General features: G+C 66.4%; 19 protein-coding genes and 1 tRNA gene. 14 read left to right on the forward strand and 6 right to left on the reverse strand.

Translation table 11 applies throughout. The annotated features are described in order from the left end of the window. The first annotated feature begins 103 nt into the window (after positions 1 to 103). From AC1RWI_RS33510 to AC1RWI_RS33520, 3 genes are all read left to right on the forward strand, one after another. Entirely contained in the window at positions 104 to 2,176 is a 2,073-nt protein-coding gene (locus tag AC1RWI_RS33510; protein WP_043350941.1) for a carbon starvation CstA family protein, read from the forward strand. A gap of 81 nt (positions 2,177 to 2,257) precedes the next feature. Further along, entirely contained in the window at positions 2,258 to 2,452 is a 195-nt protein-coding gene (locus AC1RWI_RS33515) for a YbdD/YjiX family protein (RefSeq protein WP_043350938.1), read from the forward strand. A 231-nt stretch (positions 2,453 to 2,683) separates the two neighbouring features. Next, positions 2,684 to 3,154 (forward strand): hypothetical protein, encoded by a 471-nt coding sequence (locus AC1RWI_RS33520; protein WP_043350936.1) that lies wholly within the window; start codon positions 2,684 to 2,686, stop codon positions 3,152 to 3,154. A 339-nt stretch (positions 3,155 to 3,493) separates the two neighbouring features. Here AC1RWI_RS33520 and AC1RWI_RS33525 read toward each other — a convergent pair whose 3' ends face one another. After that, positions 3,494 to 3,799, reverse strand: a complete 306-nt coding sequence (locus tag AC1RWI_RS33525; protein WP_492870472.1) for a hypothetical protein — start codon at positions 3,797 to 3,799, stop codon at positions 3,494 to 3,496. Between the two features lie 192 nt (positions 3,800 to 3,991). On the opposite strand from AC1RWI_RS33525, the gene AC1RWI_RS33530 reads away from it, so the two are divergent. Then, positions 3,992 to 4,894, forward strand: a complete 903-nt coding sequence (locus AC1RWI_RS33530; protein WP_043350932.1) for a LysR family transcriptional regulator — start codon at positions 3,992 to 3,994, stop codon at positions 4,892 to 4,894. A gap of 76 nt (positions 4,895 to 4,970) precedes the next feature. Here AC1RWI_RS33530 and AC1RWI_RS33535 read toward each other — a convergent pair whose 3' ends face one another. The 4 genes from AC1RWI_RS33535 to AC1RWI_RS33550 form a co-directional block, all read right to left on the reverse strand. Continuing rightward, complete coding sequence (locus AC1RWI_RS33535; protein WP_492870473.1) at positions 4,971 to 7,685, reverse strand: DNA topoisomerase III; 2,715 nt, start codon at positions 7,683 to 7,685, stop codon at positions 4,971 to 4,973. A gap of 269 nt (positions 7,686 to 7,954) precedes the next feature. Further along, positions 7,955 to 8,359: a thioredoxin family protein gene (locus AC1RWI_RS33540; RefSeq protein WP_043350927.1), complete on the reverse strand. Its 405-nt coding sequence runs from the start codon at positions 8,357 to 8,359 to the stop codon at positions 7,955 to 7,957. Positions 8,360 to 8,457: 98 nt separating this feature from the next. Further along, a complete protein-coding gene (gene dprA / locus AC1RWI_RS33545; protein WP_043350925.1) occupies positions 8,458 to 9,603 on the reverse strand; it encodes a DNA-processing protein DprA in 1,146 nt (381 codons plus the stop codon). Then, entirely contained in the window at positions 9,600 to 10,772 is a 1,173-nt protein-coding gene (locus AC1RWI_RS33550; RefSeq protein WP_043350922.1) for a LysM peptidoglycan-binding domain-containing protein, read from the reverse strand. Before AC1RWI_RS33550 ends, dprA begins: the two co-directional genes overlap by 4 nt. Positions 10,773 to 10,934: 162 nt before the next feature. Here AC1RWI_RS33550 and def point away from each other — a divergent pair, with 162 nt between their 5' ends. The 10 genes from def (at position 10,935) to AC1RWI_RS33600 (ending at position 21,476) form a co-directional block, all read left to right on the forward strand. Continuing rightward, the gene (gene def / locus AC1RWI_RS33555) at positions 10,935 to 11,450 is read left to right on the forward strand and encodes a peptide deformylase (RefSeq protein ID WP_043350920.1); all 516 of its coding nucleotides are present in this window, start codon (positions 10,935 to 10,937) and stop codon (positions 11,448 to 11,450) included. A gap of 112 nt (positions 11,451 to 11,562) precedes the next feature. Then, positions 11,563 to 12,576, forward strand: a complete 1,014-nt coding sequence (fmt, locus tag AC1RWI_RS33560) for a methionyl-tRNA formyltransferase (RefSeq protein WP_043350917.1) — start codon at positions 11,563 to 11,565, stop codon at positions 12,574 to 12,576. 91 nt (positions 12,577 to 12,667) lie between these two features. Next, the gene (locus tag AC1RWI_RS33565; protein WP_043350914.1) at positions 12,668 to 13,309 is read left to right on the forward strand and encodes a LysE family translocator; all 642 of its coding nucleotides are present in this window, start codon (positions 12,668 to 12,670) and stop codon (positions 13,307 to 13,309) included. A 185-nt stretch (positions 13,310 to 13,494) separates the two neighbouring features. After that, positions 13,495 to 14,355, forward strand: coding sequence for a zinc metalloprotease HtpX (htpX, locus tag AC1RWI_RS33570; protein ID WP_043350911.1), 861 nt, complete (start codon positions 13,495 to 13,497; stop codon positions 14,353 to 14,355). 232 nt (positions 14,356 to 14,587) lie between these two features. Further along, positions 14,588 to 15,940, forward strand: coding sequence for a 16S rRNA (cytosine(967)-C(5))-methyltransferase RsmB (rsmB, locus tag AC1RWI_RS33575; RefSeq protein WP_492870474.1), 1,353 nt, complete (start codon positions 14,588 to 14,590; stop codon positions 15,938 to 15,940). Positions 15,941 to 15,959: 19 nt separating this feature from the next. Further along, on the forward strand, positions 15,960 to 16,835 hold the full coding sequence (locus tag AC1RWI_RS33580; RefSeq protein WP_492870475.1) for a DUF4390 domain-containing protein: 876 nt from the start codon (positions 15,960 to 15,962) through the stop codon (positions 16,833 to 16,835). Continuing rightward, positions 16,832 to 19,300, forward strand: coding sequence for a sensor histidine kinase (locus tag AC1RWI_RS33585; protein WP_043350903.1), 2,469 nt, complete (start codon positions 16,832 to 16,834; stop codon positions 19,298 to 19,300). The genes AC1RWI_RS33580 and AC1RWI_RS33585 overlap by 4 nt, the downstream gene beginning before the upstream one ends. 52 nt (positions 19,301 to 19,352) lie before the next feature. After that, positions 19,353 to 20,057: a response regulator gene (locus AC1RWI_RS33590; RefSeq protein WP_043350899.1), complete on the forward strand. Its 705-nt coding sequence runs from the start codon at positions 19,353 to 19,355 to the stop codon at positions 20,055 to 20,057. 60 nt (positions 20,058 to 20,117) lie between these two features. After that, positions 20,118 to 20,193: transfer RNA gene (locus AC1RWI_RS33595), tRNA-Phe, on the forward strand. Between the two features lie 536 nt (positions 20,194 to 20,729). Next, positions 20,730 to 21,476: an aquaporin gene (locus AC1RWI_RS33600; RefSeq protein WP_082055035.1), complete on the forward strand. Its 747-nt coding sequence runs from the start codon at positions 20,730 to 20,732 to the stop codon at positions 21,474 to 21,476. Here AC1RWI_RS33600 and AC1RWI_RS33605 read toward each other — a convergent pair. After that, positions 21,460 to 22,859: carbohydrate porin (locus AC1RWI_RS33605; RefSeq protein ID WP_492870476.1), on the reverse strand; the 1,400-nt coding region annotated here is incomplete at its 5' end. The two genes, AC1RWI_RS33600 and AC1RWI_RS33605, sit on opposite strands and share 17 nt — an antisense overlap.

Consider the following 22,859-nt stretch of genomic DNA (forward strand, 5'->3'; position numbering starts at 1 on the left):
CCTCCGCCCGCCGCCACCAGGGGACGCCGCCCAGGCGCCCCCCCTTGCTTCCGGCACCTGCCGCCGCCGGCATTCCTAAAAATGGTCTGAGGAGACCCTCATCATGAATCGCATCGGGCAACACCTGGTGTGGCTGGCCGTCGCCATCCTTGGCGCCTTCGCCTTTGCCACCGTTGCACTGTCTCGCGGCGAAGCCGTCAGTGCCTTGTGGATCGTGGTCGCCGCGATCTGTATCTATCTGATCGCCTACCGCTACTACAGCAAGTTCATCGCCGAGAAGGTGATGCAGCTCGACCCCAAGCGCATGACGCCGGCCTGGCGCCACAACGACGGGCTGGACTACGTGCCGACCAACAAGGCCGTGCTGTTCGGCCACCACTTCGCCGCCATTGCCGGCGCCGGCCCGCTGGTGGGTCCCGTGCTGGCCGCGCAGATGGGCTATATGCCCGGCATGCTGTGGATCCTGGCGGGCGTGGTGTTTGCCGGGGCGGTGCAGGACTTCATGGTGCTGTTCATCTCCACGCGCCGCGACGGCCGCTCGCTGGGTGACCTGATCAAGTCCGAGATGGGCACGGTGCCGGGCATGATCGCGCTGTTCGGCTGCTTCATGATCATGATCATCATCCTGGCGGTGCTGGCGCTGATCGTGGTGAAGGCGCTGGCGGGCTCGCCCTGGGGCACGTTCACGGTGGGGGTGACGATTCCTATCGCCCTTTTCATGGGCATCTACACGCGCTACATCCGCCCGGGCCGCATCGGCGAGGTGTCGGTGATCGGCTTCGTGCTGCTGATGCTGGCCATCATCGGTGGCCAGTACGTACATGAGAGCGCTGTGCTCGCGCCGCTGTTTACCTACGACGGCAAGGCACTGACGTGGATGCTGATCATCTACGGCTTTATCGCCGCCGTGCTGCCAGTGTGGCTGCTGTTGGCCCCGCGCGACTATCTCTCCACTTTTTTGAAGATCGGCACCATCATCGCGCTGGCCATCGGCATCCTGATCGTGGCGCCGGAGCTGAAGATGCCGGCGTTCACCCAGTTCGCCAAGGGCGGCGGCCCGGTGTGGTCGGGCAACCTGTTCCCGTTCCTCTTCATCACCATCGCCTGCGGCGCGGTGTCGGGCTTCCACGCGCTGATCTCCTCGGGCACCACGCCCAAGCTGCTTGAGAGCGAAGCGCATATGCGCTTTATCGGTTACGGCGCGATGCTGGCCGAATCGTTCGTGGCCATCATGGCGCTGGTCGCGGCCTCGGTGATCGAGCCGGGTGTGTACTTCGCCATGAACAGCCCGGCAGCCGTGATCGGCACCTCGCCGGAGTCGGTGGCACAGGTGGTGTCAGGCTGGGGCTTCGTGATCACGCCGGATGTGCTGATCCAGACCGCCAAGGACGTTGGCGAGAACTCCATCATCTCGCGCGCCGGCGGCGCACCGACGCTGGCGGTGGGGATTGCCCACATCCTGCATCAGGTGGTGGGCGGCCAGGCCATGATGGCCTTCTGGTACCACTTTGCCATCCTGTTCGAAGCGCTGTTCATCCTGACCGCGGTGGACGCGGGTACCCGCGCCGGGCGCTTCATGCTGCAGGACCTGCTGGGCAGCTTCGTGCCCTCGTTCCGCCGCACCGACTCGCTGCCGGCCAACCTGATCGCCACCGCGCTGACCGTATCGTTCTGGGGCTACTTCCTGTACCAGGGCGTGGTTGACCCGCTTGGCGGCATCAACACGCTGTGGCCGCTGTTCGGCATCTCCAACCAGATGCTGGCTGCGGTGGCGCTGGTGCTCGGCACTTGCGTGCTGGTCAAGATGAAGCGCGGGCAGTACGCCTGGGTCACCCTGGTGCCCACCATCTGGCTGCTGATCTGCACGCTGACCGCCGGCTGGCAAAAGCTGTTCGACGCCGATCCCAAGGTCAGCTTCCTGACCCACGCGGCCAAATTCAGCGACGCCATCGCCCAGGGCAAGGTGCTGGCCCCGGCCAAGTCGATGGAGCAGATGCACCGCATCGTCTTCAATGACTATCTGGATGCCGGGCTGTGCGCGCTGTTCATGTTCGTGGTGCTGTCGATCGTGTTCTACGGCTTCAAGACCGCGATGAAGGCACGCGCGGAGAACCGGCCAACCGACCGCGAAACGCCGTTCGAACCGATGCCGGCTTCGGCTTCGGCGCAGCATTGAGTGCGTGCGCTGGCCACCGGCCAGCGCCGACCCGATATCCGGATTGGATTTGGATTTGGATTTGGAAACAGGAGATCCATCATGCTCGAGCAACTTGGAACCATGGGACGCTATCTGGGCCAGTCCCTGCGCCTGATGGTGGGTTTGCCGGACTACCAGACCTATGTGGCGCACATGGAGGCCACCCACCCCGAGCGCGAGCCCATGACCTACGAGGCGTTCTTTCGCGAACGGCAGGAGGCCCGCTACGGCGGCGGGCAGGGAAAATGTTGTTGATCTGCACGTGGCACGCGGGGTTCGCTTAGGGCGGATGCGTGTGCGCGTAGCTGCACAACAGTCCTAACCCCGTAGTAACTCCGCGCTTCACGCCGTTAAAGAACGGGCCGCCAATTCTGGCGGCCCTTTTACGTTTCTGCAGCGGTTACAGGGTCTTACACGTGGTTACAGCAAGCTCGCGGCTACATCTCTACACTTGCGCCACAGTTGCTCAACCCAAGGAAGAAGAACATGTCTCGGCATCCCGTTCGCAGTTTCACCCTGGCCATCGCCCTGGCGGCATCCGCGCTGCCGGTGTTTGCGGGCGATATGAATAATGCCCTCGGCGGCGCACTCGGCGGTGTCGCTGGCGCGGCGGTTGGCGGCGCGCTTGGCGGCTCGACCGGTGCGGTGATCGGCGGCGCGGTTGGCGGCGGCGCAGGCGGCGCGGTTACGTCCAACCGCCGCGAGCGCACTGGCGCCATCATCGGCGGCGCGCTGGGCGGCGGCGCGGGCACGGCAGCGGGCAACGCCATGGGTGGGCGCACCGGCGGCCTGCTGGGTGCAGCGGTTGGCGGCGGTGCAGGCGCGGCGCTGGGCGGCAACGTCTCGCGCAGCAACTCCTACGCTGACGAACGCGGCCGCGGCTACCGCGACGACCGCTACTACCGCAGCGGCTACAAGCGCAAGCACGGCCGTGGCCACCACCATCACGACGACTGATCTGCCTGGCGCAGGCGGGGATCATCCCCCGCCCGCCGGCGGCCGGCCTGCGATGCCGGCAACAAGAACGGGCCATGACTGGCCCGTTTTTTTGTGCCGTGATTTATGCCGCCGCGGCCCGAAAACCTCGCCGGGGGTATCATGCATCACTCGACACCCGTAAGCGTGTACAACAACGCGGTGCCCCAAAAGCAAACACGCCCGTACCGGCGTGGTACGGGCGTGTCCTCCAGTTAGTACGGAGAAGGCGCTTTCGCACCCTCCCCGTCGGCCTGTGGAGATCAGCCGAAAGGGGTGGAACCACCATAGGACGTGGTTCCCGTCGACGGGGCGCCCGAATTACAGGGTGGCGCCGCCTTCGCTGAATACGTCGAACTTGCCAGCCTTAGCGCCGTCGGTGTACGGGTCGAACTTGCCAACGCGGGCACCGTCCGTGAACGCGTCGAACTTGCCGGCACGGGCGCCGTCGGTGAAGCTGTCGAACTTGCCGGCGCGGCCGCCGTTGCTGTAGACCGAGGTCTGGGTGGCGCGGGCGCCATCGGTGTATGGGTCGAACTTGCCGGCCTTGGCAAAGGCGGGGGCGGCAGTCAGGGCGGCTGCGAGCGTGGTGGCAGCGGCGATCAGGGCGAAACGTTGGCTTTTCATGATTGAATCCTTTCCACAGGCGGGACACCTGGTTTTCTCAGCAGCCTTCGCTGCAATGCGGCATCCGATGGCGTCATATTAGGCATTTCCCTGATATGAATAAAGATTGCCTCCGACAATGATTAGTTGTAGTTTTAACAATAAATGGCGCACTTTCCGTAAAAGTTCGCGGGCAAGACTGGAGACTATGTCATGGACCGGTTGCAATCGATGCGCGTCTTTTCCAAAGTGGTTGAACTGGGCAGCTTTGCTCGTGCGGCGCAACAATTGGAAATGTCCAATGCCGTGGTCACGCGCTACGTAGCCGACCTGGAGAGCCACCTTGGCACGCGGTTGCTGAACCGCACCACCCGCAGCCTGTCGCTGACCGACGCCGGGGAGACCTACCTGCAGCGTTGCCAGCAGATCCTGGAAGATGTGGAGGAGGCCGAATCGGTGGTGACGGCGCGCAGCCAGTCGCTCTCGGGCACATTGCGGCTGGTGGCGCCGGTGATGTTCGGCCTGCACCTGCTGCCCGCCACGCTGGCACGTTTCCAGGCCCTGTATCCCGAGGTGGTGTTCGACGTGCTGTTATCGGACCGTATCGTCGATATCGTCGAAGAGGGGCGCGACGTAGGCGTGGTGTTGTCCGACCTGGGGCTGGGCTCGCACCTGGTGGCGCGCCCGCTGATCTCGGCAGAGATCATCCTGTGCGCCTCGCCAGGCTACCTGCGCCAGCACCCGCCGCTGCGCCAGGCGCACGAACTGACCAACCACCGCTGCATCGCGATGCGCATCCCCACAGCTGAGCACGAATGGACGCTGTCGGGCCCGGAGGGCGAGGTAACGGTACCGATCCGCCCGGGCCTGCTGTGCAGCAATGCCGAGTTGGCGCACCAGGCGGCGCTGGCCGACATGGGTGTGGCGATGCTGTCTGCCTATCTGGCGCGGCCGAATATCGAAGCGGGGCGGTTGACGCACATCCTCCAGCAATACCGACTGCCGAAGCGCGATGTCAGCGTGGTCTATCCCAGCCGCAAGTTCCTGCCGACCAAGGTCCGCGCCTTTATCGATTTCCTGCTCGAAGAGGGCAAGATCCGCAGCGACAACCAATAAGGGGAACGCAGGATCGAGGGCTACTGAAGGGGGAAGGGAAGCGCGGAGCCAGCAGGACGCCGGCTCCGCGAGCAACTCACTCTTCCTCGGCGTCGGCCGTGGCTTCGTCGTCGGCGCGGGACTTGCCGGTAGCGCGCTTGGCCGCTGGCGTCTTGGCCGCGGCTTTCTTCGCTGCGGGGGCCTTCTTGGCAGCGGGAGCCTTCTTGGCCGCCACCTTCTTGGCCGGCGCCTTGGCCTTGCTCACCGTTTCGGCAGCCTGATCGTCGTCGCCAGCCTTGGCGGACGCGGTCTTGGCCGCAGCGCCCTTGGCCGCCGTCTTGGCGCCCGCCTTGGGCTCGCGTGCCTCGAACTCGAAGCCGATCTTGCCGTCCGGCTGCTTGGCCAGGAAGGCCTTGAAGTTGCGCCCCGTGCGCGATGACTTGAAACCGGTCAGCAGATCCGTGCGGCCCGCGCCCAGCAGCTTGCCGATCTGCTCGCGCGAGATCTCCTGCTGCAGGATGATCTTGCCCGTGGTGAAGTCGCAGCTCTTGGGCACGGCCACGCTGTTCTCGCACACGTACTTCATGCCGTGCTCGTAGACCGAGCCACCGCACTTGGGACAAGCGCCAACCGCTTCCTGGCCGGTGAAATCGACCGGCTCGCCGTCGTTGTCGTCGTCATTCTGGCCGAAGTCGAATTCCATCTTGTAGTGGCCTTCGTCGTCCTTGCCCAGCTTCAGGATGGCGGCAAACGGCCGGCCCATCTTGCTGCGGAAACCCTGCAGCGGACCGATTTCCTTCTTCAGCAGCAGTTCTTCGACTTCGTCGATCTCGAACTGTCGCCCACCCGGGATCTTGCTGATCGAGAACTCGCACGCGGTGCAGGCAAAGCGGCGGTAGTTCTCCTTGACCTGGCTGCCGCACTGCGGGCACGGCGTGGCCAGCGTGGCATAGTCGCCCGGGATGGTGTCGCTGTCGTATTCCTTGGCGCGCTTGACAATCTGCTGCGTCATCTGCGCGATCTCGCGCATGAACTCGTCGCGCTTCAGGCCGCCGCGCTCGATCTGCGACAGCTTGTGCTCCCATTCGCCGGTCAGCTCGGCCTGGGTCAGTTCCTGCACGCCCAGGCCACGCAGCAGCGTCATCAGCTGGAAGGCCTTGGCGGTGGGAATCAGCTCACGGCCTTCGCGCACCAGGTACTTCTCGGCGAGCAGGCCTTCGATGATGGCCGCGCGCGTGGCTGGCGTGCCCAGGCCCTTGCCGGCCATGGCCTCGCGCAGCGCGTCGTCGTCCACCAGCTTGCCGGCGCCTTCCATGGCGGACAGCAATGTGGCTTCGTTGTAGCGTGCGGGCGGCTTGGTGGTCAGCATCACGCCGTCGACCTTGTCGACCTTGACGCGCTCGTCCTTGGCCACCGCCACCAGGTTGGCATCGTCGCCCTGGGCTTCACGCCCGTAGACCACCAGCCAGCCAGGATTGACCAGGACCTTGCCTTCGGTCTTGAAATGATGGCCCGCCACCTCGGTGACGCGGGTGGTGACCTGGAACTCGGCCGCCGGGAAGAACACCGCGAGGAAGCGGCGCACCACCAGGTCATACAGCTTCTGCTCCGGCTCCGAGAGGTTCTTCGGGGCTTGCAGCGTCGGGATGATAGCGAAGTGATCGCTGATCTTGCTGTTGTCGAAGATCTTCTTGTTGGGCTTGATCCAGCCGCTGGCCAGCACCTTCTTGGCATGCGGCAGGTAGTTGGGCGAGCTCTCGGCCAGCATGTCCATGGTCTGCTTGACCGTGTCCATGTAGTCCTCGGGCAGCGCGCGCGCGTCGGTACGCGGGTAAGTCAGCACCTTGTGCTTTTCGTACAGCGCCTGGGCCAGGCCGAGGGTGTTCTTGGCCGAGAAGCCGAAGCGCGAGTTGGCCTCGCGCTGCAGCGTGGTCAGGTCGAACAGCGCCGGCGACTGCTGCGTGGACGGCTTTGACTCTTCGGTGACGGTGCCGGTCTTGTCACGGCAGGCCGCCACGATGCTCTTGGCCTCGGCCTCGCTCCACAGGCGCGACTCGCGCGCCTCGGGATCGAACTCGCTCTTCTTGAACTTGGGGTCGAACCAGCGGCCTTCGTACAGGCCGGCGGCGGCGATGAACTCGGCGCGCACTTCCCAGAAGTCGCGCGGGACGAACTTCTTGATCTTCTCTTCGCGCTCTACGACGATCGACAGCGTGGGGGTCTGCACCCGGCCAACCGTGGTCAGGAAGAATCCGCCGCCCTTGCTGTTGAACGCGGTCATGGCGCGCGTGCCGTTGATGCCCACCAGCCAGTCGGCTTCCGAGCGGCAGCGCGCGGCGTCCGCCAGCGGCAGCATGTCGGCGTCGTCGCGCAGGCGGGCAAAGCCGTCGCGGATCGCCTGCGGCGTCATCGACTGCAGCCACAGGCGCTGCACTGGCTGCTTGGCCTTGGCATGCTGCTGGATCAGGCGGAAGATCAGTTCCCCTTCGCGCCCCGCGTCGCAGGCGTTGACCAGGCCGGTGACGTCCTTGCGCTTGATCAGGCGGTTGAGCACCTTCAGGCGCGATTCGGTCTTGACGATCGGGCGCAGGTCGAAGTGCGGGGGAATCACCGGCAGGTTGGCGAAGCTCCACTTGCCTCGCTTGACTTCGTATTCATCCGGGGCGGCGATTTCAACCAGGTGGCCGACGGCCGACGAAAGAACGTAATCGTCACTTTCGAAGTATTCGTCATGCTTGGTAAAGCCCCCGAGGGCACGGGCTATATCGGCAGCAACCGATGGCTTTTCCGCGATGATGAGGGCTTTTGACATGGATCGGGTCCTTGCTGGCCGCACTCTGGCGGCCTGCGAATTATTGCCACTAAGGGCTCTGCACTATATGTAAACAGCGAGCTTGGGGCTTTGAGGCGCCAATAATAAGCGCGGTTCCAACGGCGGTGCAAGCAAGCTGCCTCCGCCGTCGCCGTCAAACGGGCGCTGCCGGCATGCGGGCCGGCCCTGAACAACCGCCACCCACTTCGTTTTCTGACTGCAATCCGGCGCTCGTGCCGCTGGCTTGCGCCGGGCGCCGATGACCGGGGTTAGTCGTCGTTAGCGTGCGGCGCCAGCCACTCCAGCACGTTCGGTACCGCTGCGCCGGCCGCTGGCGCCATCGCCGCGCCGCGCGCCAGCATGCGTTCGAGCACTTCAATATGCGGCAGCAGCGTGCCGTAGAACTGCGGCGCGCCGCCCGCCACCGGCTGCACCAGCAGCGTCGGGAAGTTATCGATATCGAGATCGCCAAGCTGGTCGGCGTGGGTCTCAACATCGATCCAGACGAAGCAATCGCCGGGAAACCGGGCGGCAAGCGCCGTGAAGGCCTCCCGGTAGGTCCCGCAGGTGCCGCACCAGGCTGCGCACAGGCAGGCTACCAGGCGGCCTTGCGGACGCGCTGCCAACACCTGGGCGATGACGCCCTGGTCCTGCTCCGGAAAGTAAACGGTCATGATGGGGGAAACATGAGCCTTTTCAGGCACGGGAAATCGTTTGATTGTAGCGGCCACCGGGAAAACCGTATTTCGGCCGGCGGTACCAGGATCGCTCGCTAGCTTACACGGCGATAGGCATTACCCGGCAGGCGCTCCACCGCGCCCGCCAGTTCCAGTGTCAGCAGGCTGGCCATCACTTGCTCGGGTGGCAGGGCTGTACGCGCGCACAGCGCGTCCAGCGTGACGGGGTCGTGGGTGAGCGTCAGGCCGAGGACATCGTCCAGCGCCGGCATGGGCGCAGGCGCCACCGGCCGGGCGGCATCCCCCCCTGCCATGCCGAATTCCTCGAGCACATCCTGCGCGGTTTCCACCAGCTTGGCGCCCTGGCGGATCAACAGGTGGCACCCATTGGACAGCGGCGCATGGATCGAGCCGGGAATGGCATAGACCTCCCGTCCCATCTCGGATGCCAGCCGCGCGGTAATGAGCGACCCCGAGCGCGCGGCCGCCTCCACCACCAGCACGCCGCGCGCGAGCGCCGCGATGATGCGGTTGCGCTGGGGAAAGTGGTGGCTGCGCCCGGGCATGCCGAGCGCGAACTCGCTGACGATGGCGCCATGCGCCGCGATGCGGTGGGCCAGGTCGCGATGCCGGGCGGGGTAGACCAGGTCAGCGCCGGTGCCGATCACCGCGACGGTACCGCCAGCACCTTCCAGAGCCCCCTCGTGCGCTGCGCCGTCGATGCCCAGCGCAAGCCCCGACACCACCGTCAGCCCGGCGCCGGACAACACGCGGGCAAAGCGCCGCGCATCCTCCATGCCCTGCACGGTGGCACTGCGCGCGCCGACCATGGCAATGGCCGGGCCGCCAAGCGCGCCCAGCCGGCCTTTGACGTACAGCACCAGCGGCGGGTCGGACAGATCCAGCAAGGGACGGGGATAGGCGGCATCGGCCAGCGTCACCACATGGTTGCCGGGCTCGGCGGCCCAGGCCACAGTGCGCTCGACCAGCGCCATGGTGGCAGCATCGGGTGGTGCCAGCAGCGCCCGGGCGTGCTTCTCGGGGATGACCGCCGCCAGTGCGCTGACGGTCTGCGCCAGCAATTGGTGCGGCAGCCCGAAGGTGGCCAGCAACTGGCGCAAGGCGCCTGTGCCCAGGCCACGGGCACCGGTCAGCCGCAGCCATGCCTCGATGTCGGCAGCGCTGCGGGTGGTGGTGGGCACCGGCGCCGGGTTGGCGCCGGTTGCTGCCAGCCCGGTCAACGCGGCGACGTCACGCGGTCGCCCACCTCGATTGCGTTCGAGGCGTCGGTGACCAAGGCGTAGGCCACGCCCGGAAACACGCGGAACACGAAGGCCAGGCCATAGCGCTCGTCGGGCAACTGGATGGCGCGGTTGCCATCCGTGCGATCGCGCACCACCTGGCCGGCGCGCGACAGCGCAAGCACGTGGCCGGGCTCGAGGCCCGCGGCAGTGCCGATATTGAGCACCACCACCTGCTTGGCGCCGCCGAATTGCACGCCGCCGTAGACCGCCGCGATACGGCCATCGAGCATGACATCCGGCGCGCGGGGCACATAGCGCACCGGCTCGCGTGCCGGCTGGGGCATCAGCAAGGTGCCAGAGCCCATTTCCTGCTGGGCCGCCGTGACCTTGACGGTAGTTACCACGTCGAAGCCTTCCGGCGGACGCGACACACGAACATTGCCCTGATACTCGGCTTCATAGCCCAGCACGCGGCCGGTAACCGGGTCCTTGACCGGCTTGACCGGCTTGAAGGCCTGCCAGTCACTGCCGACCACCGCCTCGGGCGGGGAAATGCCGCGCGCATAGGCTGTGTCGCCCATGCCCAGGTAGACCCGCGACTCGGGCAGGGCAATGATGCGCGCCGAGGTCTCCAGCGTGCCCTGGTCCACCACCAGCGGGCGGATCAGGAACGGCTCGATGTCCTTGGCGGGAATGCTGGCGATGGCGCCGCCGGGCCCGCCTTCGCTGCGCACGCTTGGCGTGAGCCGCACCGTGCCGCCGGCATCGGGGCTGGTCGAAAGCCAGGCGCGGCCGTCGCGCTGAATCAGGTACAGGACCTGGCCGGGATATATCAGGTGTGGATTGCGGATCTGCTGCTGGTTCATCCCCCACAGCTCGGGCCAGCGCCAGGGCTGGCGCAGGAAGCGCCCGGAGATCCCCCAAAGCGTGTCACCCCCTCGCACGACATACTGCTGGGGGGCGTCCGGTGCCAGGTCAGCGGCGGCAATGCCCTGCTGCGCGGTAACGGTGGCCTGGGCCCGCTGGGCCGGGGTGACGGTAAGATCGGCGGCATGTACTGGCGCCCCTGTGGCGGCGGTGATTCCGGCCGCACACAACATCCAACGGGCAAACGCGTACGGCCTGCGGCCCGGCGCCGCCTGGTGTTCTTTGGTAAGATCGCGCATTTTCTCGAACCGGCTGGCAGAACAGCCGGATTGACCCTGGAGAGCGTGCCTGTTGCGGCGCGCCTTGAATTTTTGTACTTGCGCCCCGATTCTGCATGTAAACACCCGTAGCCGCAACGCGCGGGTCACATGTGTGAGCGGCAGGCGTTGCGCCCCAGCATCATGGCTAAACTCGATATCCTGACCTACCCCGATCCCCGCCTGCATACCGTGGCAAAACCGGTTGCCGTGGTGGACGACCGCATTCGCAAGCTGGTAGCGGACATGGCCGAGACCATGTATGAAGCCCCCGGCATCGGCCTGGCCGCGACCCAGGTGGACGTGCACGAACAGGTGGTGGTGATCGATATCTCCGAGACCCGCGACGAACTGCAGGTCTTCATCAACCCGGAGATCGTCTGGTCCAGCAACACCCGCAAGGTGGCCGAAGAGGGCTGCCTGTCGGTGCCCGAAGTCTACGACCGGGTCGAGCGCCCGGACCATGTGCGCGTACGCGCACTGAACGAGAAGGGCGAGCCCTTCGAGATCGAAGCCGGCGACCTGCTGGCCGTGTGCATCCAGCACGAAATGGACCACCTCAAGGGCAAGGTCTTCGTCGAGTACCTGTCGCCACTCAAGCTTCAGCGCATCAAGTCCAAGCTGGTCAAGCTGCACAAGCGCGAACGCACCCGTATGTAAGGCAGCCGCGGCAGGCCGTGCGGCAGCACTGGTCTGCTATCGTATTGCCTTCCCGATGAATCAAGTTACCGGCCGCTGATGCGGCCGGTGCCGCTTTATGCCGGAGCGTGCCATGTCCCAAGCCGCAAGCCCATCCCAAGCGCTGCGCGTTGCCTTTGCCGGCACGCCCGAATTCGCCCGCGTGGCGCTCGAAGCCATCCACGCCGCCGGTTTCCCGGTGGTGGCGGTGCTCAGCCAGCCCGACCGGCCAGCTGGCCGCGGCTTGCAGCTGCAGGCCAGCCCGGTCAAGCAGTACGCGCTGGAGCAGGGCCTGGGCCCGGTGCTGCAGCCACGCTCGCTGCGCCGCAACGGCAAGTATCCCGAAGAGGCCGGCGCCGCCGTGGACGCGCTGGCGCAGATCGCCCCGGATGTCATGGTGGTGGCTGCGTACGGCCTGATCCTGCCAGCCGAGGTGCTGGCGTTGCCGCGCTACGGCTGCCTGAACATCCATGCCTCGCTGCTGCCGCGCTGGCGGGGCGCCGCGCCCATCCATCGCGCCATTGAGGCTGGCGATGCGCAGACCGGCATCACGCTGATGCAGATGGACGAAGGGCTGGATACGGGCGCGATGATCCAGGGCGAAACCGTGCCGATCGGCCCCGGCGACACCACCGGCACCCTGCACGATGCGCTGGCCGCGCTGGGCGGGCGCATGGTGGTGGAGGCGCTGCGCCGCCTCGCCGCGGGCCAGCCGCTCACCGGCACGCCGCAGCCGGCCGAGGGCGTGACCTATGCCGAGAAGATCGCCAAGGAAGAAGCCCCGCTGGACCTGCGCCGCCCGGCTGCGGCGCTGGCCGCCCAGGTGCGCGCCTTCAACCCGTTCCCCGGCGCCACCGTGCAGGTCGGTGAGACCGTCATCAAGTGCTGGCAGGCCCAGCCCCTGGCGTCCACGGCCAGCCACCCGCAGGCACCGGGCACCGTGCTCGCGGCGGATGCCGATGGCGTGGTGATCGCCTGCGGCGAGGGCGCGCTGCGCGTGACCGAGTTGCAAAAGCCGGGCGGGCGCCGCGTGCCGGCCCAGCAGTTCCTGCAGAGCATGCCGCTGCCGCCGGGTACCCGCTGCGCCGTGGCTGGCGGCACGGCATAATCGCCCTGCGCTTGCGGCAAAGCCGTGGTGGCTGACTTGCCGCAGCGCGCTGCGCGCCCCATTTCCGTAGCTCATCCACCGGCAGCCAATCATGCTCGGCATTACTGACCTTCCGTTGTTCGTCGGCGCGGTGTTCCTGCTCAATGTGACGCCTGGCCCGGATACTGCCTATATCGTCGGGCGCAGCGTGGCGCAGGGCAGGGCGGCAGGCGTGGTCTCGGCGCTCGGGGTCAGTGCCGGCTGCTGCGTGCACTCGCTGGCCATCGCCTTCGGCCTGACAGCGTTGCTGGCGGCATCGGCCACCGCCTTTACCCTGATCAAGTTTGCCGGCGCGGCCTATCTGGTGTGGCTTGGGCTGCGCCTGATCTGGCAGCGATCCGCGCCCCCCGGCGCGCACGCTGCCCCCGCTGCCCAGCCGGGCACGCGCGGCCTGCGCGCTTTGTTCATGCAGGGCTTTCTCACCAATGTGCTGAATCCAAAGGTGATCCTGTTCTTCATTTCCTTCTTCCCGCAGTTCGTGGATCGCAACGCCGAGCATCAGGCCCTGGCCTTCCTGGCCCTGGGCGGCGTCATGGTGGCGATGTCGACGCTTTGGAACAGCCTGGTGGCATGGATGGCGGGCACCCTGACCCGCCGCGCCAGCGAGGCGCCGCGACTGAAGTGCTGGTTGGATCGCATTGTGGGCATGGCGTTCATCGGGCTGGGCGCGCGCCTGGCCTTCGCCCAACGCTAGGAACAGTTGCCGAACCTGCTGGCGCAGCGACCGGCCGCTGGCACCGGCTGCCCTTTTTTTAGGCAGGTGACGGTTGAATTTCCGGGGCGGGGTACTATCTAAACAGCACCGCGTCACGCTTTCCGTAGCACGGCCAGCCCGGCCACCGGGCGCGCGCGAGGATGATTTTTTCGGAGATCACGACAATGTTCAACTGGGTCAAGACCTTCATGCTGATGGCCGCCATCACGGCGCTGTTCATCGTCATCGGTGGCATGATCGGCGGCCGCAGCGGCATGATGTTCGCGCTGATCATGGCGCTGGGCATGAACTTCTTCTCTTATTGGTTCTCGGACAAGATGGTCCTGCGCATGTACAACGCGCAGGAAGTCGACGCGAGCACGGCACCGCAGTTCTACGGCATGGTGCAGGAGCTGGCGCAGCGCGCCCAGCTGCCGATGCCGCGCGTGTACCTGATCAACGAGGATGCGCCCAACGCCTTTGCCACCGGCCGCGATCCGGAGCATGCCGCCGTGGCGGCCACCACCGGCATCCTGCGGGTGCTGTCGGAGCGCGAGCTGCGCGGCGTGATGGCCCATGAGCTGGCTCACGTGCAGCACCGCGACATCCTGATCTCGACCATCGCCGCCACCATGGCCGGCGCCATCGCCGCGCTGGCCAACTTCGCCATGTTCTTTGGCGGGCGCGACGAGAACGGCAACCGCTCCAACCCCATTGCCAGCATCGCGGTGGCAATCCTTGCCCCGCTGGCGGCGTCGCTGATCCAGATGGCGATCTCCCGCGCCCGGGAGTTCGAGGCGGACCGCGGCGGCGCCACCATCAGCGGCGACCCGCAGGCGCTGGCGATGGCGCTCGACAAGATCCACCGCTATGCGCAGGGGATTCCGTTCCAGACCGCGGAGCAGCACCCGGCCACGGCGCAGATGATGATCATGAACCCGCTTTCGGGCAGCGGCATCGCCAACCTGTTCTCGACCCACCCGGCGACCGAGGAACGGGTGGCGCGGCTGATGCAGATGGCACAGACGGGCGTCTATCCGGTGTAAGCACGGTCCAATCGCGGCCCAGGCGCGGTCCAAGCCGCCGCGCTACCCCCTCGCCGCGGCCAGCCAGGCGCAAAAACGCCGGTCCTTGCCACATACAGGGTAAACTGCCCGCCGTGCTTCCCCGGAAGCGGCGGGCAGTGTTTTTTTGGCCTCGCCCGGCCTTGCCGCCAGTCCTCGCCGCTTGCGGCTTGCCCCCTGCCACCCCGTTTTACCGTCTCACTGCCCCACTGTCATGCGCCTGCAACACGAATCCCTCGCCTTCCAGATGCTCGCCGCCGCGGCTGCCGTACGCGGCGTCAACGAAGGCAGCGCGCTGCCGCTGGCCATCGAGAACGCCGCCGCCCAGTACCGCCTGGACCGCGTGCGCGACGCTGCCACGCGCGGCGCCCTGCAGGACCTGGCCTATCGCACCATGCGCCAGTTCGGCACGGCGCGCGCGCTGGTCACCAAGCTGGTGACCCGGCCGCCCGGCGCGCTGGTGGACTCCTTGCTGGCCGTGGCCCTGGCGCTGCTGGTCGAGGACGAGCAGGGGGAAGGGGGCTACACCGAGTTCACCGTGGTCGACCAGGCCGTCAGCGCGGCAGCCTCCGAGCCCAAGACCGCGCACGCGCGCGGGCTGGTGAACGCGGTGCTGCGCCGTTTCCTGCGTGAACGCAAGGCACTGCTGGCCGAGGTGCGCCAGGACGACGAAGCGCGCTGGAACCTGCCCGCGTGGTGGCTGGATGCGCTGCGCAAGGCGTACCCGGACCAGTGGACCGCGCTGGCCGAGAGCGCCAATGTGCGCCCGCCCATGACCCTGCGCGTCAATACGGCGCGGGTCTCGGTGCCTGACTACCTCAAGCGCGTGCTCAATGCCGGCATGGCGGGCGTGGCCATCGGCCCGCAGGCCGTGCGGCTGGTGCGCGCGTTTCCCGTGTCGCAGATCCCCGGGTTTGCCGAGGGCGATGTCTCGGTCCAGGACGCCGGCGCGCAACTGGCCGCTGCGCTGCTGGACCTGGCCGACGGTCAGCGCGTGCTCGATGCGTGCGCCGCGCCCGGCGGCAAGACCGGCCACATCCTTGAACTCGCCAACGTGGAAGTCACCGCGCTGGAGAGCGACGCGCAGCGCGCCACCCGCATCGACGAGAACCTCGCGCGCCTGGGCCAGCAAGCCACCGTGGTGGTAGGCGACGCAAGCCGCCCGCAGGACTGGTGGGACAACCGCCAGTACGACCGCATCCTGGCCGACGTGCCGTGCTCCGCCTCGGGCATCGTGCGCCGCCACCCGGACATCCGCTGGTTGCGCCGCGAGGTGGATATCCCCCGGCTGGTCACCGAGCAGCGGCGCATCGTGTCGCAGCTCTGGAACCTGCTCAAGCCGGGCGGCATCCTGGTCTATGTCACCTGTTCTATTTTCCCAACGGAGAACGAAGAGCAGGCGCGCTGGTTTGGTGCACAGCTACCAGATGCGATACGATTGCAAGCGCCCGGCCAGATGCTGCCGGGCAGCATGGATCAGTTGGCCGGTGGCGGAAATGGCAGCCAGGAAGGCCTGCCCACCGATCACGATGGCTTCTTCTACGCCCGTTTCCAGAAACGACCCTGACCGATCCCAATCGATCCCAATGCCGAACCCGCTTCGCTTGTTCGTCCTTCGCGTCCCAGACGACAGTGCGTGCGTGTCCCATGCTGCGGCTCGGGCAGCTGGTTCAGTAGCCGGCGCCGGCCCGATACGCAGCGCGCGCGCGCGGCTGGCGTCCTGGTGGCTCGTGGCAACGATCATGCTCGGTATCCTGATGGCGCTGATCGCACTGCCGGGCACGGCGCGCGCCGACGGCATTGAAGTCAACGAGGCCCGCATCGAGTACCAGGATGGCGGCTTCGATCTGGCCGCGAGTTTCGATTTCGATCTGCCGCCGCCGCTTGAAGACGCGCTCAACAAAGGCATCTCGCTGTATTTCGTCGTCGATTTCCAGCTTTCCCGCCCACGCTGGTACTGGTTCGATGAAAAACCCGTCAATGCCAGCCGCAGCGTGCGGCTGTCCTACCATCCGCTCACGCGCCAGTACCGCGTGTCCACCGGCGGCCTGCAATTGCCGTTCATGCGCCTGAAGGGCGCGCTGCAGTTCATCCAGCGCGTGCGTGGCTGGCGTGTGTTCGAGCGCAGCATGGTCAAGCCGGGCGAGACCTACCAGGCCGAAGCGCGCATGCGCCTGGACCTGACGCAACTGCCCAAGCCGTTCCAGATCAACGCCGTCAACACCCGCGAGTGGAATCTCGCATCGGAATGGCGGCGCTTCAACTTCACCGTGCCGAGCGAATTCCCGCCGCCGCCCGCGCCCACACCGCCGCCACAACTGGTGCCCGTGCCGACACCGGCGCCGGCGTCTGCCGCGTCCGCCGCGGTGGCCGGCGAAACGCGTGCGGTGCCGTTCGCGCAGACTGTATCGACCGTGCTCTCTCCCACCACCCTGGTGCAGCCGGCCGCGGGCCAGCCATGAGCGCCCCGCCCAGCCTGTGGGACAGCCGGTTCCGGCGCGTGCTTTACCGCGTCGTGGCGGGCATCATCGTGTTCCTGGCGCTGGTGCTGGTGGCACTGCTCGCCGGCGCCTCGGCCAATACCGAATTCTTCGATCGGTACTTCACGCTGCTGTTCAAGATCAACCTGGTGATCGGCATCCTGCTGGTGCTGATCATCGGCGCGCTGGCGCTGACCCTGTGGCTGCGCTATCGCCGCGGCAAGTTCGGCACGCGGCTGATGACCAAGCTCGCCGTGTTCTTCGGCGTGGTCGGCGTGCTGCCCGGCGTGCTGATCTACCTGGTGTCGCTGCAGTTCGTCTCGCGCAGCATCGAGTCCTGGTTCGACGTTCGCGTCGAGACCGCGCTCGAGGCCGGCCTCAACCTTGGCCGCTCCACCATCGACAGCGCGTTGTCGGACCTGCAAGGCAAGGCGCGACTGATGGCCGACCAGCTCACCGGTTCGCCCAATGTCGCCACCTCGCTGCAGCTCAACCGGCTGCGCGAGCAATACGGTGTGCAGGAAGCCGCCATCTTCACCGGAAGCGGCCGCGTGATCGCCACGGCGTCTAGCAACTATGCGTCGTTGGTGCCGGACCTGCCCTCTGGCGTGCTGGCCGAGCAGGCCCGGCTAGCCGGCGGCTATGCCGCGGTGGAAGGGGGCGCCGATCCATCCGTCGATAGCCATCACCAGCCCGAGCGCACCGATGGCGCCCACTTGTACCGGCTGCGCGTCATCGTGCCGCTGGGCCCCGCGCCCACCGCGCAAACCGACACATCCTCAGCCTCGGATAGCGCCAGCCGGCCCGCGGGCAAGCCGGCCCTCAATGCTGCCAGCCGCTGGGCCGGGTCGGGGCTGTCTGTCGAGCGCCGCCCCGAGGACGCAGCATCGTCCGGGTTCGGGCTGGTGGGCGACACGGTGCGCGAGGAGCGCTACCTGCAGGTCGTGCATCCGGTGCCGGCAGCGTTGGCGCGCAATGCCGACGAAGTCCAGCGCGCCTACCAGGAGTACCAGGAAAAGGCGCTCGGCCGCACCGGCCTGCGCAAGATGTATATCGGCACGCTGACGCTCACGCTGTTCCTCGCGGTGTTCATTGCCGTGATGCTGGCGCTGTTGCTCGGCGGACAGCTTGCGCGGCCGCTGCTGATGTTGCTGCAAGGGACCAAGGAAGTGGCCGAGGGCGACCTCTCGCCCAAACGCGAGCTCAAGAGCCGCGACGAGCTCGGCATGCTGACCCAGCAGTTCAACATGATGACGCGCCAGCTGTCGGAAGCGCGCATCGCGGTGGAGCAGAACCGCAGCGCGCTCGAGAAATCGACGGCGTATCTCGAGAGCGTGCTGCAGAATCTCACCGCCGGCGTGTTCGTGTTCGATCGCCGCTTCGTGCTGATCACCGCCAACCCCGGGGCCGAGCGCATCTTCCGCCAGCCGTTCGCCGGCGAGCTGGGCCAGCCCATCGACAGCATCCCGGCCCTCGGCGAGTTCGGCGACATCGTGCGGCAGGCCTTCTCCGAGCAGAGCACCAGTGAAATGCTGGGCGGCGCGCAGCACTGGCAAAAGCAGATCGAGCTGCCGCAGAGCGACGAGGAACAGGCGCTCACACTGCTGGTGCGCGGTGCGCGCCTGCCGGGCGGGCACGGCGACGAGCGCGACGAACCCGGCTACGTAGTGGTATTCGACGACATTTCCGATGTGATTTCCGCTCAACGCTCGGTGGCGTGGGGCGAAGTGGCACGGCGCCTCGCGCATGAGATCAAGAACCCGCTGACCCCGATCCAGCTCTCGGCCGAGCGCCTGCAGATGAAGCTCTCGCCCAAACTAGAGGGTGCCGACGTCGACGTGCTCAAGCGCGGCGCGACCACCATCGTCAACCAGGTGCAGGCCATGAAGCGCATGGTCGACGACTTCCGCGATTACGCCCGCACGCCGCCGGCGCTGTTGCAGTCACTGCAGCTCAACGGCCTGGTCGCCGAAGTGCTGCATCTCTATGGCATCGACGACACCGGCACGCACGAACATGCCGTGATCCATCCGTCGCTGGCCGCCAGCCTGCCCGAAATCAAGGGGGATCCGACCCAGCTGCGCCAGGTGATTCACAACCTGCTGCAAAACGCGCAGGATGCGGTGGCGGACAACCTCGGCGCGGCTAGGGCGGCGCCCCATATCGCTCTGCACACCGAGACTGTAGAATACAAAGATTCTGCCGGCGAAGACCGGCAGGCCGTCAAGCTCACCATTGCGGATAACGGTCCCGGTTTCGCCCCGCGTATCCTTAGTCGCGCGTTCGAGCCGTATGTGACCACCAAGGCCAAAGGAACAGGCCTGGGTCTTGCGATGGTGAAGAAGATCATTGACGAACACGGCGCACGCATCGAGTTGCGCAATCGCATGGAGGGTTCCGACATCATCGGGGCGCAGATCTCCATCCTGTTCGTTAAACTGGCATAGTCAATGTGCGGCCCCGAACCCGGCAAGCCGTGGTGGGGTCAAGAGGGGAAGTATGGCAACCATCCTCGTAGTCGACGACGAAATGGGTATCCGGGAGTTGCTCTCGGAAATCCTCAGCGACGAAGGCCATGTGGTCGAAGTGGCAGAAAACGCGCAGAAAGCGCGCGAGTACCGTGCCGGCAATACGCCAGACCTGGTGCTGCTTGACATCTGGATGCCCGATACCGACGGCGTCACGCTGCTCAAGGAGTGGTCGGCCCAAGGCTTGCTCTCCATGCCCGTCATCATGATGTCGGGTCACGCAACCATCGATACCGCGGTGGAGGCAACCAAGATTGGCGCGCTCAATTTCCTCGAGAAGCCAATTGCCTTGCAAAAGCTGCTTTCGGCAGTCGAGCAGGGCCTGGCGCGTGGCATCGAGCGGCCACGCTCGGGCGTGGCCGCAGGCGCGGCGCTGCCCGCGAACGGCAATGGCGAGGGCACGGCGGCGATTGCCGCGGAAAGCGCCGCCGAGACCGCCAATGGCAGCCCGCAACGATTGCCAGAAGCCGAGATGCATTTCTCTTTCGACATGCCGCTGCGTGAAGCACGCGACCTGTTCGAGCGCGCTTACTTCGAATACCACTTGCTGCGCGAGCACGGCAGCATGACCCGCGTCGCCGAGAAAACCGGCCTCGAACGCACCCACTTGTACCGCAAGCTCAAGCAGCTTGGCGTGGAACTCGGCCGCAACAAGCCGGAACCTGCGGAACAATGATGCGGTGATGCACGCAGCGCTTGACCGGGTCGAAAAGCGCTGCTATAGTTTCGCTTCTTTGGCCCGGTAGCTCAGTCGGTAGAGCAGAGGATTGAAAATCCTTGTGTCGGCGGTTCGATTCCGTCCCAGGCCACCAGCATTACGAAAAAGCCCAAGATCTGAAAAGGTCTTGGGCTTTTTTCATTGTGGCCATCGTTTCATCGCTGCCCTGCAGGCCTTCTTCCGGCGCGCCTGGGAGGCGCAAGCCTGGGGTGCTACTAGTACCCCCATCCACACGCATATCGCCGCTCAGAACACGGCCTGGACGCGTCAATCACCTCCGTTGCGGCGGCATCGCCCCGCGCACGCAAACCCTTGTACTATCGCCCGCCACCGCCTAATGTTCAGGCACGAATTCGTCCGTCCAGCGCCATCGCGCCCGCGATTATCGGCATTACGCCAATTCCCCCCGAAATCCGCTTTTCGCATTGGGTCCTGACCTCCGATTTTCGCGATGTCATGTCACCGTCCGTGCCATCCCGATAGCGATTCAGCCAAGCACGCCAAGCATTCAATACCACCGGTTCATTCAAAACAACCCAAGCATGCATTGACGCTGCAAGGCGAAAGACGAAACACTGCGCGCTCCCGCCCATCACAGCAAACCCGATGCACGCGCTTTCCCCCGATACCATGGCCGACCCGGCCCACGCTGCCGAACCGCACAGCGCAAGCGTACCTGCGGCTGCGAGCACGCTCTGCCAGCGTCTGGTCGCGGAAGGACTCGGCACGGCGCTGCTGGTAGCGGTGGTGGTAGGCTCGGGCATTCGCGCGCAGCAGCTGGCCGGCGGCAATGTCGCGCTGGCCTTGCTGGCGAACTCGCTGGCCACGGGCGGCGGGCTGATTGCATTGTTGCTGGCGCTGGGACCGGTCTCGGGTGGGCACTTCAACCCGGTCGTCACGCTCTCGGCGATGGTGCGCGGCGCGCTGCCAGCGCGCGATGCCTGGCGTTACGGACTAGTGCAGATGGGTGGCGCCATCGCAGGGGTCGCCTGCGCGCATGCGATGTTTGGCGAACCGATGCTGGCCTGGTCGGCGCAAAGCCGCACCGGGCCATCGATGTGGTGGAGCGAGTTTGTTGCCACCTTTGGCCTCATCGGCGTAGCGATTGGTACCGGGCGCAGCCGGGCCGGGCTGGTGCCGTTCGCGGTGGCCGGCTATATCACGGCGGGGTACTGGTTCACGGCATCGACGTCATTCGCCAACCCGGCGCTGACCCTTGCGTGCGCGCTGACGGCAACCTTCACCGGCATTCGCGCCATCGATGTGCCGGGCTTCGTGCTGGCGCAGCTAGCGGGCGGGCTTAGCGCCACGCTGGTCTTCCACTGGCTGCTGCGAGCAGCGGCCGCAGCCGCTATCGCGCCTACCAGCGGCGATTGAGCTGCACACCGAAGATGGAGCCCGAGGTCTGCGAAGCCCAGGTATCGGCGGGTGAGGCAAAGGCGATGCCGTCCACGTCGCTGGCCTTGCTGTAGGTGTAGAAGGCGCGCAGGTTGGCATTGCCGGCTGCCTTGCCAAGCGTGAAAGTGGGCGCCACGGTCACGGCCGTGCGCTGTCCGCTGGCACCGAAGCCCGAAGAGATCTGATCGTGCGCCACCTCGAAGGTCAGCTTGAACTGGTCGCTCGCGATATAGGCGGGGCGCACGCGCGTGGCCATCCATTGCAGCATGCCCACCGGCGAGCGGTCGAACTGCATGCTGGACTCGACCGAACCCGCCAGGCCCAGCCCCGAGCGCTGCTTCCACTCCATCGATTCCGCCACGCGTACCCGCGACAAGGCGGGCCCCATGCCGGTGTAGCCGGTCAACGCGTTACGGCTGCCCTCACCAAACTGCATGCCGAAGCGGTTGGTGCCGGCGAGCACGCCTTGCTGCTCGTGCATGGCTGACACCCACCACGCACTTCCGGTCTGCTGGATCAACGGCTGCGCTTCCACCCGCGTATAGCCCAGTTGCACCGAGCCTTTCTCATTGGTGGCGATGGGCGCGGTGCGCAGCGAGTGATAGCTCGGCAGGTTGGCGCCATTCAGGTCATTGCGCGCGGTGTACTGGTAGTTGAGCGCGATATCGCCAAAGCGGGCGTTATCCACGCCGAAACGCATCGCCGGCGACGTGGGCGGCAGCAGCCCCGACGACATCAGGAACGATGAGCTCTCGCGCCGGCCGGCCCACATCGTGGCGCCGTCCAGCACCGACAGCCCGCTGACCGAGGTATAGATCTGCGGCAGCAGGGCATAGGGATCGACCGCGGCCGGGCGGCCATTGATCGACGTGGCATCGGTCCCCTTGGCCTGCGCCACCAGTTGTACCTGCGCGCCGCCGTCTAGCGAGAACAGGGACTCCTTGACCTTGACCTCACCGGTGCTGCGGCACGCGAGTCCACCGCCGATGCCGGTGGACAAGGTGCCACCGCCAGCGCAGGCACGGGTGGCGGTGGTGCGATCGTCATACGCGGCGCGACCGCTGTAGCCGAGCCGCCAGACCTGCTCGCCGGCGGGATCATCGGCCGGCAGCTGGGACACCAGTGCATAGCTTTCGCCAGCCAGCGCCGGCGTGTCGGCAACCTCGCCCTCAGCAGGCGTGGCGACCTCCGGCACGGCCTCCGCCACGAACTCGCCAAGGCGCTTGGGAAAGAGCACCACGGGCGGGGGAGGCGCAACAACCGGTTCCGGAGGCAAGGGTGGATCTGGCGGGCCGGCGAGCTCGATGCCGTTGTCGTCCAGGCCGGCATTGGCCCAGGTAGCAGGCGGGGGCGGCTCTGGCA

This window comes from Cupriavidus sp. MPR-AND1C (genome assembly GCF_058809705.1).

What these genes read in the sequence shown, in the direction of transcription:
- AC1RWI_RS33510 (WP_043350941.1), top strand. Translation starts at nt 104, where the DNA reads ATGAATCGCATCGGGCAACACCTGGTGTGGCTGGCCGTCGCCATCCTT.
- AC1RWI_RS33515 (WP_043350938.1), top strand. Translation starts at nt 2,258, where the DNA reads ATGCTCGAGCAACTTGGAACCATGGGACGCTATCTGGGCCAGTCCCTG.
- AC1RWI_RS33520 (WP_043350936.1), top strand. Translation starts at nt 2,684, where the DNA reads ATGTCTCGGCATCCCGTTCGCAGTTTCACCCTGGCCATCGCCCTGGCG.
- AC1RWI_RS33525 (WP_492870472.1), bottom strand. Translation starts at nt 3,799, where the DNA reads ATGAAAAGCCAACGTTTCGCCCTGATCGCCGCTGCCACCACGCTCGCA.
- AC1RWI_RS33530 (WP_043350932.1), top strand. Translation starts at nt 3,992, where the DNA reads ATGGACCGGTTGCAATCGATGCGCGTCTTTTCCAAAGTGGTTGAACTG.
- AC1RWI_RS33535 (WP_492870473.1), bottom strand. Translation starts at nt 7,685, where the DNA reads ATGTCAAAAGCCCTCATCATCGCGGAAAAGCCATCGGTTGCTGCCGAT.
- AC1RWI_RS33540 (WP_043350927.1), bottom strand. Translation starts at nt 8,359, where the DNA reads ATGACCGTTTACTTTCCGGAGCAGGACCAGGGCGTCATCGCCCAGGTG.
- AC1RWI_RS33550 (WP_043350922.1), bottom strand. Translation starts at nt 10,772, where the DNA reads ATGCGCGATCTTACCAAAGAACACCAGGCGGCGCCGGGCCGCAGGCCG.
- def (WP_043350920.1), top strand. Translation starts at nt 10,935, where the DNA reads ATGGCTAAACTCGATATCCTGACCTACCCCGATCCCCGCCTGCATACC.
- fmt (WP_043350917.1), top strand. Translation starts at nt 11,563, where the DNA reads ATGTCCCAAGCCGCAAGCCCATCCCAAGCGCTGCGCGTTGCCTTTGCC.
- AC1RWI_RS33565 (WP_043350914.1), top strand. Translation starts at nt 12,668, where the DNA reads ATGCTCGGCATTACTGACCTTCCGTTGTTCGTCGGCGCGGTGTTCCTG.
- htpX (WP_043350911.1), top strand. Translation starts at nt 13,495, where the DNA reads ATGTTCAACTGGGTCAAGACCTTCATGCTGATGGCCGCCATCACGGCG.
- rsmB (WP_492870474.1), top strand. Translation starts at nt 14,588, where the DNA reads ATGCGCCTGCAACACGAATCCCTCGCCTTCCAGATGCTCGCCGCCGCG.
- AC1RWI_RS33580 (WP_492870475.1), top strand. Translation starts at nt 15,960, where the DNA reads ATGCCGAACCCGCTTCGCTTGTTCGTCCTTCGCGTCCCAGACGACAGT.
- AC1RWI_RS33585 (WP_043350903.1), top strand. Translation starts at nt 16,832, where the DNA reads ATGAGCGCCCCGCCCAGCCTGTGGGACAGCCGGTTCCGGCGCGTGCTT.
- AC1RWI_RS33590 (WP_043350899.1), top strand. Translation starts at nt 19,353, where the DNA reads ATGGCAACCATCCTCGTAGTCGACGACGAAATGGGTATCCGGGAGTTG.
- AC1RWI_RS33600 (WP_082055035.1), top strand. Translation starts at nt 20,730, where the DNA reads ATGGCCGACCCGGCCCACGCTGCCGAACCGCACAGCGCAAGCGTACCT.